At 72.0% G+C, this 9,734-nt stretch carries 1 protein-coding gene; it reads left to right on the top strand.

Going from position 1 to position 9,734, the window contains the following annotated elements; genetic code table 11:
* Nucleotides 1-20 precede the first annotated feature (20 nt).
* On the top strand, nucleotides 21-9,734 hold a 9,714-nt coding region (locus ACOJUJ_RS29695; protein WP_420130551.1), incomplete at its 3' end, for an amino acid adenylation domain-containing protein.

Genomic DNA, 9,734 nt, shown 5'->3' on the forward strand with positions numbered 1-9,734 from the left:
CTGGAGAGGTGGAAAGCTCGATGAGCGAAGTACTCGGACGAGTGGGCACGCTGTCGCCGGAGCGCCGGGCCCTGCTGCAGAAGATCTTGCGGCAGCAGACCAGCGTGGCGCACGAGCCGGGCGCCATCCGCCCCCGCGAGCGTGGCGGCCCCGCGCCGCTGTCCTTCGCACAGGAGCGGCTGTGGTTCATCGACCGGCTGGAGCCGGGGAGCGCCGCTTACAACGTCCCCGTAACATGGCGCCTGGGGGGTGCCCTGGACGTGGTGGCGCTCGAGCGGAGCCTGGGCGAGATCGTCCGGCGTCACGAGGCGCTGCGCACCACCTTCGATGAGGCCGATGGCTCGCCGGTGCAGGTGATTGCGCCCTTTGGCGGGTTCGCCCTGCCGGTGGAGGACCTGTCGGGGCTGGGCGAGGCGGATCGCGAGGCCGAGCTCAGGCGCCGGGCCAGCGAAGAGGCTTCACGGCCGTTCAACCTCGCGGCGGGGCCGCTGTTCCGCCCCGCACTGCTGCGCCTTGGCGGGGAAGATCACGTGCTGCTGCTGTCGATGCACCACATCGTCAGCGACGGATGGAGCACGGGCGTGCTTTTCCGGGAGCTTTCGGCGCTGTACGCGGCGTACCGCGAGGGGCGGGAGTCGCCGCTGCCGGAGCTGGCGGTGCAGTACGCCGACTACGCGGTGTGGCAGCGCGAGCAGCTGGCGGGCGAGGCGCTTGAGCGGCACCTGGCGTACTGGCGGCAGCATCTGGCGGGTGCGCCGGAGCTGCTGGCGCTGCCGACGGACCATCCGCGCCCGGCGGTGCAGACGTACCGTGGCGAAACGGTCCCGGTGGATCTGTCTCCCGAACTGCTGGAGCGGCTGCAGGCGCTGGGACGCAGCGAGGGCGCGACGCTGTACATGGTGCTGCTGGGCGCCTTTCAGGTGCTGCTGTCGAAATACAGCGGGAGCGAGGACATCATCGTCGGCAGCCCGATCGCGGGGCGGACGAGAAAGGAGGCCGAGGCGCTGATCGGCTTTTTCGTCAACACGCTGGTGCTGCGGACCGCTCTCTCCGGTGACCCGGGCTTTCGCGAGGTCCTGCGGCGGGTGCGCGAGGCGACGCTGGGCGCGTACGCGCACCAGGAGCTGCCGTTCGAAAAGCTGGTGGCCGAGCTGCGGCCGGAGCGCAGCCTGAGCCACTCGCCGCTTTACCAGGTGATGTTCGCGCTGCAGAACGCCGAGGGCCGGGGGGGCGCACTTCCGGGGCTGAGCGTGAGCGGAGTGGGCGCGGAGCTGGAGAGCGCCAAGTTCGACCTCTCCCTGGAGCTTGCGGCGACCCCCCACGGCCTGCGGGGCGGACTGAGCTACAGCACGGACCTCTTTGAGCGTGGCACGGTGGACCGCATGCTCGGCCACCTGGCACGGGTGCTGGAGCAGGTCGCCGCGGACGCGGACGTGCGGCTTTCGCGGCTGGAGCTGCTCTCCGCGGCCGAGCGGCGCATGCTGGTGGAGGCGTGGAACGCCACCGACACCGCGTTCCCCGTCGCGCCCGCCCACCAGCTGTTCGAGGCGCAGGTGGCGAAGACGCCGGACGCGACGGCCGTCGTCTCCGGCGCGGATTCGCTCACCTATGCCCAGCTGAACGCGCGCGCCAACCGCCTCGCGCGCTGGCTGCGCGTGCGCGGGGTGGGCGCGGAAACCCGCGTGGGGCTGTGCCTGGAGCGGGCGCCGGAGATGGTAGTTGCCGTCCTCGGCGTGCTGAAGGCCGGTGGCGCCTACGTGCCGCTGGATCCGTCGTATCCGGCCGAGCGTCTGGTGTACATGGCCGAGCACTCCGCCCTCCCCGTCGTGCTGACGCAGGAACACGTTCTCGGCCGTCTTCCCTTCGACGCGAGAGTGGAGGTCGTCCCGCTCGATGCGCGGTGGGAGGAGATCGAGAGGGAAGACGCGGCGGATCCGTCGGTCGTCGTGGACCCGCGGAGCCTGGCGTATGTCCTGTACACCTCCGGGAGCACCGGCCGCCCGAAAGGCGTGGCGGTGGAGCACGCGCAGCTGGCCGCCTACCTGGCGTGGGCGACGCGCACCTATCCGGGCGGCGGCTCGGCGCTGCACTCCTCGCTTTCCTTCGACCTGACCGTCACCAGCCTCTTCGTTCCGCTGCTGAGCGGCGGCGCGGTGGAGCTGGTGGAGGAGGAGGATGCGGTCGAGGGGCTGGCGCGCGTGCTGGAGCGTGGCGGGCGCGAGATGCTGAAGCTGACGCCGGCGCATCTGCGCGTCCTGGGCGAGCGGCTGGCGGAGCGGGACGCCGTGGGCGGGGCGGCGTGCCTCGTGGTGGGCGGCGAGCCGTTGATCGGCGAGCAGATCGGCTTCTGGATCCGCCAGCTGCCGGCAACGGTGATCGTCAACGAGTACGGCCCCACCGAGACGGTGGTGGGGTGCTCCATCCATTCGCAGCGGCTCGCCGAGACCGGCGCCGGGCAGGTATCGATCGGCCGGCCCGTGGCCAACACGCGGATCTACGTTCTGGACGCGCGCGGCGAGCCCGCGCCCATCGGCGTCCCCGGCGAGCTGCACGTAGGTGGTGCGCAGGTGACGCGCGGCTACCTGGGACGGCCTGGGTTGACGGCGGAGCGCTTCGTCCCCGATCCGTTCTCGGCGGACGGCGGCGCGCGGATGTACCGCACGGGGGACCTGGGCCGCTGGCGGGCGGACGGCACGCTGGAGTACCTGGGGCGCACGGACTTCCAGGTAAAGGTGCGCGGCTTCCGCATCGAACTGGGGGAGATCGAGGCGGTGCTGCGCGGGCACCAGAGCGTCGCCGACTGCGTGGTGATGGCGCGCGAGGACGCGGGCGATCAGCGGCTGGTGGCATACGTCGTGGGCGACGTGGACACCGATGCGTTGCGCGCGCACGTGCGCCGGGGCTTACCGGAGTACATGGTGCCGTCCGCGTTCGTCTCGCTGGACGCGCTGCCGCTGACGGCCAACGGCAAGCTGGACCGCAAGGCGCTGCCCGCGCCGGAGTTCGCGGCGGACGCGGACCGGCACGTGGCGCCGCGTACGCCGGCCGAGGAGGTGATGGCGGGGATCTGGGCGGAGGTGCTGCAGCTGGAGCGGGTGGGGGTCAAGCAGAGCTTCTTCGACCTGGGCGGGCACTCGCTGCTCGCTACGCGAGTGGTGTCGCGGGTCCGGGAGCTGTTCGGCGTGGAGCTGCCGCTGCGGGCGCTGTTCGAGGGGCCCACGGTGGCGCAGCTGGCCGGGCGCGTGGAAGAGATGCGCCGCGCGGGGCTGCCGGTGCTGCCGCCGGTGGTGCCGGCCGAACGCACGGGGCGGCTGCCGCTGTCCTTTGCGCAGGAGCGGCTGTGGTTCATCGACCGGCTGGAGCGGGGAAGCACGGCCTACAACATCCCCGCGGCATGGCGTCTGGGCGGTGCGCTGGATGAGGCGGCGCTGGAGCGGGCGTTGGAGGAAATCGTCCGGCGCCACGAGGTGCTGCGAACGGTCTTCGCCCAGGTGGACGGCTCGCCGGTGCAGGTGATCGCGCCCTTTGGCGGGTTCACCCTGCCGGTGGAGAACCTGTCCGGGTTGAGCCTGGAGGATCGCGAGGCGGCGGTCAGGCACCGGGTCGGGGAGGAGACGGGCCAGACGTTCGACCTCGCCACAGGACCGCTCTTTCGTGCGGCGCTGCTGCGGGTGGATGCCGAGGATCACGTGCTGCTCCTCTCTATGCACCACGTTGTCAGCGACGGGTGGAGCATGGGGGTGCTCTTTCGGGAGCTGTCGGCGCTGTACGCGGCGTATCTGGCGGGGCGGGAGTCTCCCCTGCCGGAGCTGGCGGTGCAGTACGCCGACTACGCCGTGTGGCAGCGGGAGCAGCTGGCGGGTGAGGTGCTGGACCGGCAGATGGCGTACTGGAAGGAGCGCCTCGCGGACGCACCCGCCGTGCTGGAGCTGCCGACGGACCATCCACGCCCCGCGGTGCAGACGTACCGCGGTGCGTCGAGCCCGGTGGATCTATCGCTCGAGCTGCTGGAACGCTTGCAGGCGCTGGGACGCAGCGAGGGCGCGACGCTGTACATGGTGCTGCTGGGCGCCTTTCAGGTGCTGCTGGGGAAGTACGCCGGCAGCGAGGACGTGGTGGTGGGCACGCCCATCGCCGGGCGTACGCGCCGGGAGGTGGAGGATCTGATCGGCTTCTTCGTCAACACGCTGGTGCTGAGGACGGACCTCTCGGGCGACCCAAGCTTTCGCGAGGCCCTGCGGCGGACGCGGGAGGTGACGCTGGGCGCCTATGAACACCAGGAGGTGCCCTTCGAACGGCTGGTGGCCGAGCTGCAGCCGGAGCGGTCCCTGACCCACTCGCCGCTCTTTCAGGTGATGTTCACGCTCCAGAACGCCGAGGGCCGGGGAGCCGATCTGCCGGGGCTGGAGGTGAGCGGAGCCGGAGCGGGGCTCGCCAGCGCCAAATTCGATCTTTCCCTCGATCTCACGGCCACCCCCCAGGGCCTGCGCGGCGGACTGATCTACAGCACCGACCTCTTCGACCGCGCCACGATCAACCGCATGCTGGGCCACCTGGCACGGGTGCTGGAGCAGGTCGCCGCGGACGCGGACGTGCGGCTTTCGCGGCTGGAGCTGCTGGGCGAGGCGGAGCGCGCGCGCATCCTGGAGGCGTGGAATGCCACCGACACCGCGTTCCCCGCCGGCGCCTGCGTCCACGAGCTGTTCGAGGCGCAGGCGGCGCGCGCGCCTGACGCCGTGGCGGTTGTCTGGGAGCACGAGACGCTGAGCTACGCCGCGCTGAACGCGCGCGCCAACCGGCTGGCGCACCACCTCCGCGGGCTGGGCGTGGGCCCGGACGCACGGGTGGGGGTCTGCGTGCAGCGGGGGCCGGAGATGGTCGTCAGCCTGCTGGCCATCCTCAAGGCGGGAGGCGCCTACGTGCCGCTGGACCCGGCGTACCCCGCCGACCGGCTGCGCTACATGCTGGAGGACAGCGCGCCGGCGGCGCTCGTCACGCAGTCGTCGCTGGCCGGCACCTTCGCCGGGCTGGACGTTCCGGTGGTGGAACTCGATGCCAGCGCGTGGGCGGCGGGCCCGGAGACGAACCCCGTGCGCGCGGGGCTCACGCCTGATCACCTGGCGTACGTCATCTACACCTCTGGCTCCACGGGTCGGCCGAAGGGCGTGATGGTGGAGCACCGCAGCCTGGTCAATCACACCGCGTGGCAGGCTGCGGCGTTCGGCATCGGCGCGGCGGATACGGTGCTGCAGCGTACCTCGATCTCGTTCGACGCGTCGGTGTGGGAGCTGTGGACACCGCTGGCCACCGGCGCGCGGATGCTGCTCCTCTCGTCCGACGCGGCAAAGGATCCGAAGGCGATGGGGCGCGCCGTCGCGGAGGGCGGAGTCACCATCGCCCAGTTCGTCCCGACCCTGCTGCAGGCGGTGCTCGGCACGCTCCCGGCGGGCGCGTCGCTCCCCTGCCGCATCCTCTTCTGCGGCGGCGAGCCGCTTCCGGCGGCGCTGGCGGAGGAGGCGCGTTTGGCGGGCGTGGGCGAGGTGGTGAACCTGTACGGTCCCACCGAAGCGACCATCGATTCCACCTCGCACGTGTGCGCCGTGGACGGCCGCGCACCCGCCATCGGGCGGCCGATCGCGAACGCGCGGATGTATGTCCTGGACGCGCGTGGCGCGCTGGCGCCCGTCGGTGTGGCGGGCGAGCTGTACGTGGGCGGGGCCGGCGTGGCGCGTGGCTACCAGGGTCGCGCCGGGCTGACGGCGGAGCGATTCGTCCCCGATCCGTTCTCGATCGAAGGCGGCGCGCGGATGTACCACACCGGCGACCTGGGCCGCTGGAGGATGGATGGAACGCTGGAGTTCCTGGGGCGCACCGACTTCCAGGTAAAGATCCGCGGCTTCCGCATCGAGCTGGGGGAGATCGAGGCCGCGCTTCGGAGTCATGATGCCGTGCGCGAGTGTGCGGTCCTGGCGCGCGCATACGCGGGCGACGCGCGGGTAGTGGCGTACGTGGTGGGCGACGTGGAGGCGGACGCGATACGCGCGCACGTGCGCCGTATCCTGCCGGACTACATGGTCCCTGGCGCGTTCGCGCTCCTGGACGCGCTGCCGCTTACGCCGAATGGCAAGCTGGACCGCAAGGCACTGCCGGCGCCGGATCTCGCGTCGGCTGGGGACCGGTACGTAGCACCGCGCACGCCGGCCGAAGAGGTGCTGGCGGGGATCTGGGCGGAGGTGTTGCGGCTGGAGCGCGTGGGCGTGGAGGAAAGCTTCTTCGAGCTGGGCGGGCACTCGCTGCTCGCGACGCGGGTGGTGTCGCGGGTGCGCGGGCTGTTCGGCGTGGAGCTGCCGCTGCGGGCGCTGTTCGAAGGACCCACGGTGGCGGAAATGGCGGGGCGCGTGGAGGAGATTCGCCGCGCGGGCGAGGGTGCCGCGCTCCCGCCGCTCGTTGCCGTCGCCAGGGAGGCGCCGCTGCCGCTTTCCTTTGCGCAGGAGCGGCTGTGGTTCCTGCATCAGATGGATCCGGCGGATGCCGGCTACAACATGGCGTGGCCGAGCCGGCTGCGGGGGCACCTCGACGCGTATGCCCTCGAGCAGGCGCTGGGCGAACTGGTGCGCCGCCATGAGGTGCTGCGCACCACCTTCCGTTCGGTGGAGCAGGGGGCCGTGCAGATCGTCCATCCGGCCGCGCCCGTGCGCCTGCCCGTGCTGGACCTGACCGGGCTGGCGCCGCGGGAGCGCGAGCACGAGACGCGCCGTCTGGTGCGGGAGGACGCGGAGCGCCCCTTCGACCTGGAGCACGGGCCGCTGCTGCGCGCGACGCTCGTGCGCGTCGCCGACGAGGAGCACGTGTTTCTGCTCAACGTGCACCACATCGTCAGCGACGGGTGGAGCATGGGCGTGCTCTTCCGCGAACTGTTCACCCTCTTCGAATCGTTCTCGCGGCCCGTCGATGTGGCTCGGCCCGCATCGCCGCTGCCGCCGCTGGCGGTGCAGTACGCGGACTTTGCCGTGTGGCAGCGCGGCTGGCTTCAGGGCGAGGTGCTGCAGCGGCAGCTGGACTGGTGGCGCGAGCGGCTGGGCGGCGCGCCCCCCGCGCTGGAGCTGCCGACGGACCGCCCGCGCGCAGCCGTGGCGAGCTCGCGCGGCGCTGCCCACGTGTTCCGGATCCCCGCCGAGATCACACGCGGGCTGCGCGCTCTCGCCCGGCGGGAGGGTGCCACGCTCTACATGGTGACGCACGCCGCGCTGGACTTGCTGCTTTCGCGCTGGTCCGGGCAGGAGGACGTGGTCGTCGGCTCGCCGATCGCGGGACGCACGCAGATGGGGACGGAGGGGCTGATCGGGTTCTTCGTCAACACGCTCGCGCTGCGCATCGATCTCTCCGGCGACCCCTCGTTCCAGGGGCTTCTGGGGCGTGTGCGGGAGGCGGCGCTGGGGGCGTACGCCCACCAGGAGCTGCCGTTCGAGCGGCTGGTGGAAGAGGTCGCTCCGGAGCGGGGCCTGTCGCACACGCCGCTGTTCCAGGTGATGTTCGCGCTCCAGAACGTGGATGCCGGCCGGGAGGCCGCCGACGCCCGGCTTCGAGTGGAGCCGATGGGGGGCGAGATCCGGACGGTGCGCTTCGACCTGGAGTTGGACCTCAGGGAGATGGGCGATGAGCTGGTCGGGAATCTCCGCTTCCGGACCGACCTGTTCGACGCCGCCACCATCGAGCGCTTCGCGGCGCAGTACCGGGCCGTGCTTGCCGTGGCGGCCGCATCGCCGGAGGAGCGTCTGTCGCGCCTGGCGATCCTTCCAGACGAGGAGGTGCGGCAGATCCGGAGGTTCGGCGCCGGGACCGCGCGCGACCGCACGGGTGACGCCCCGGTGCACCTGCTCTTCGCGGAGCAAGCGGTCCGGACGCCGAACGCGCCCGCCATCCTGTTCGCGGAAGAATTGCTCACGTACGCCGAACTGGACGCGCGGGCCGGCCGTCTGGCGACGGAGCTTCGGAGCCGCGGCGTCAGGACGGGGACGGTGGTTGCCGTGTGCCTGGAGCGAGGCCCGGGGGTGCTCGTGGCGCTGCTGGGCGTGTGGAAGGCGGGCGGCGTCTACCTGCCGCTCGATCCCGCCCATCCTGCGGAGCGGCTGTCCTTTCTGCTCGGCGACTCCAGCGCGTCGCACGTGCTGACGGAGTCCGGCGTCGCCGGCGTGCTCCCGCAGCACGACGCGGAGGTGGTGCTGCTGGACGACATCACCACTCCGCGGAGCGAGGAGGGCGGCGCGGCGGAGGAAGTCCTGCCCGGCGACCTGGCCTACCTGATCTACACGTCGGGGTCCACGGGCACGCCCAAGGCGGTGATGGTGGAGCACGCGCAGCTCACCCACACCCTGCGCGGCAGCCTGGAAACGCTCGGCTTCGCGTCCGGTGACGTGGTGGCGGCGCTCGCATCGACTTCGTTCGACATCTCGCTGCTGGAGCTGGTCACGCCGCTGCTGGCCGGCGGCGCGGTGCGCATCGTCCCGCACGCCGTCGCGCGGGACCCGGAGACGCTGGTGGAGGTTGTGGCGGACGTGACGGTGCTGCACGCCGTCCCGGCGCTGATGCGTCAGGTCGTGGAGGTGGTGCGCGGTGGGGCCGCGCTTCCCTCGCTGCGGCTCCTGCTGGTGGGCGGCGACTCGGTGCCGCCCGACCTTCTGGAGGACATGCGCGCGCTGCTCCCGTGTGCCGAGACGCGCGTTCTCTACGGTCCCACCGAGGCGACGATCATCTGCGCCACCTATGCTGTGCCAGCCGATGGCGCGGTGGTTGGACACCCGCTGGGGCGGCCGCTGCCGGGCGTGCACCTGGCCGTGCGCGGCCCGCGCGGCGAGATGGCGCCGCTGGGCGTACCGGGCGAGGTCTGGATCTCCGGCGGCGGTGTCGCCCGCGGCTATCTGGGCCGGCCGGAGCTGAACGCCGAGAAGTTTGTCGGCGACGGGGCGGAGCGGGCGTACCGCACGGGCGACCGCGCGCGCTGGCGTGCGGACGGCGTGCTGGAGTTCCTGGGGCGCGGTGACGAGCAGGTGAAGGTGCGCGGCTTCCGCATCGAACCAGGCGAGGTGGAGGCCGTGCTGCGCGAGCAGCCGGGCGTGCGTGAGGCCGTGGTGCTGGCGCGGGAGGATGCGCCCGGTGACCGGCGGCTGGTCGCCTACGTAGTTCCCGGCGCGGACGAGTTCGTCGAGGTCTACGCCTCCGCCGGCAAGGAGCAGGTGTCGGAGTGGGACACGCTCTTCGACGACACCTATGCGCAGGAGGAGGGGGACGATCCCACCCTGGCGCTGAGGGGGTGGAACAGCAGCTACACGGGCGAGCCGATCCCCGCCGAGGAGATGCGCGGCTGGGTCGAGGATACGGTTGATCGCATCCTGGCGCTGCGTCCGGAGCGGGTGCTGGAGGTCGGCGCCGGAACGGGTCTGTTGCTGTTCCGCATCGCACCGCACACGCAGGCGTACGTGGGCACCGACTTCTCCGCCGTGGCGCTGGAGCACATCCGCCGCAATGCTGGGAGCTTGCCGCAGGTCTCCCTCGCCCAGCGCGAGGGCGATCAGCTGGGCGACTACGCGGGTGCGGGGTTCGACGTGGTGATCGTCAACTCCGTCGCGCAGTACTTCCCGGACCTGGATTACCTGCTGCGCGTGCTGGACGGTGCCGCGGCGGCGCTGCGGCCGGGCGGGCGCATCTTCCTGGGCGACGTGCGCAGCCTGCCGCTG

The organism is Longimicrobium sp., assembly GCF_048594345.1.
Lineage (GTDB): Bacteria > Gemmatimonadota > Gemmatimonadetes > Longimicrobiales > Longimicrobiaceae > Longimicrobium.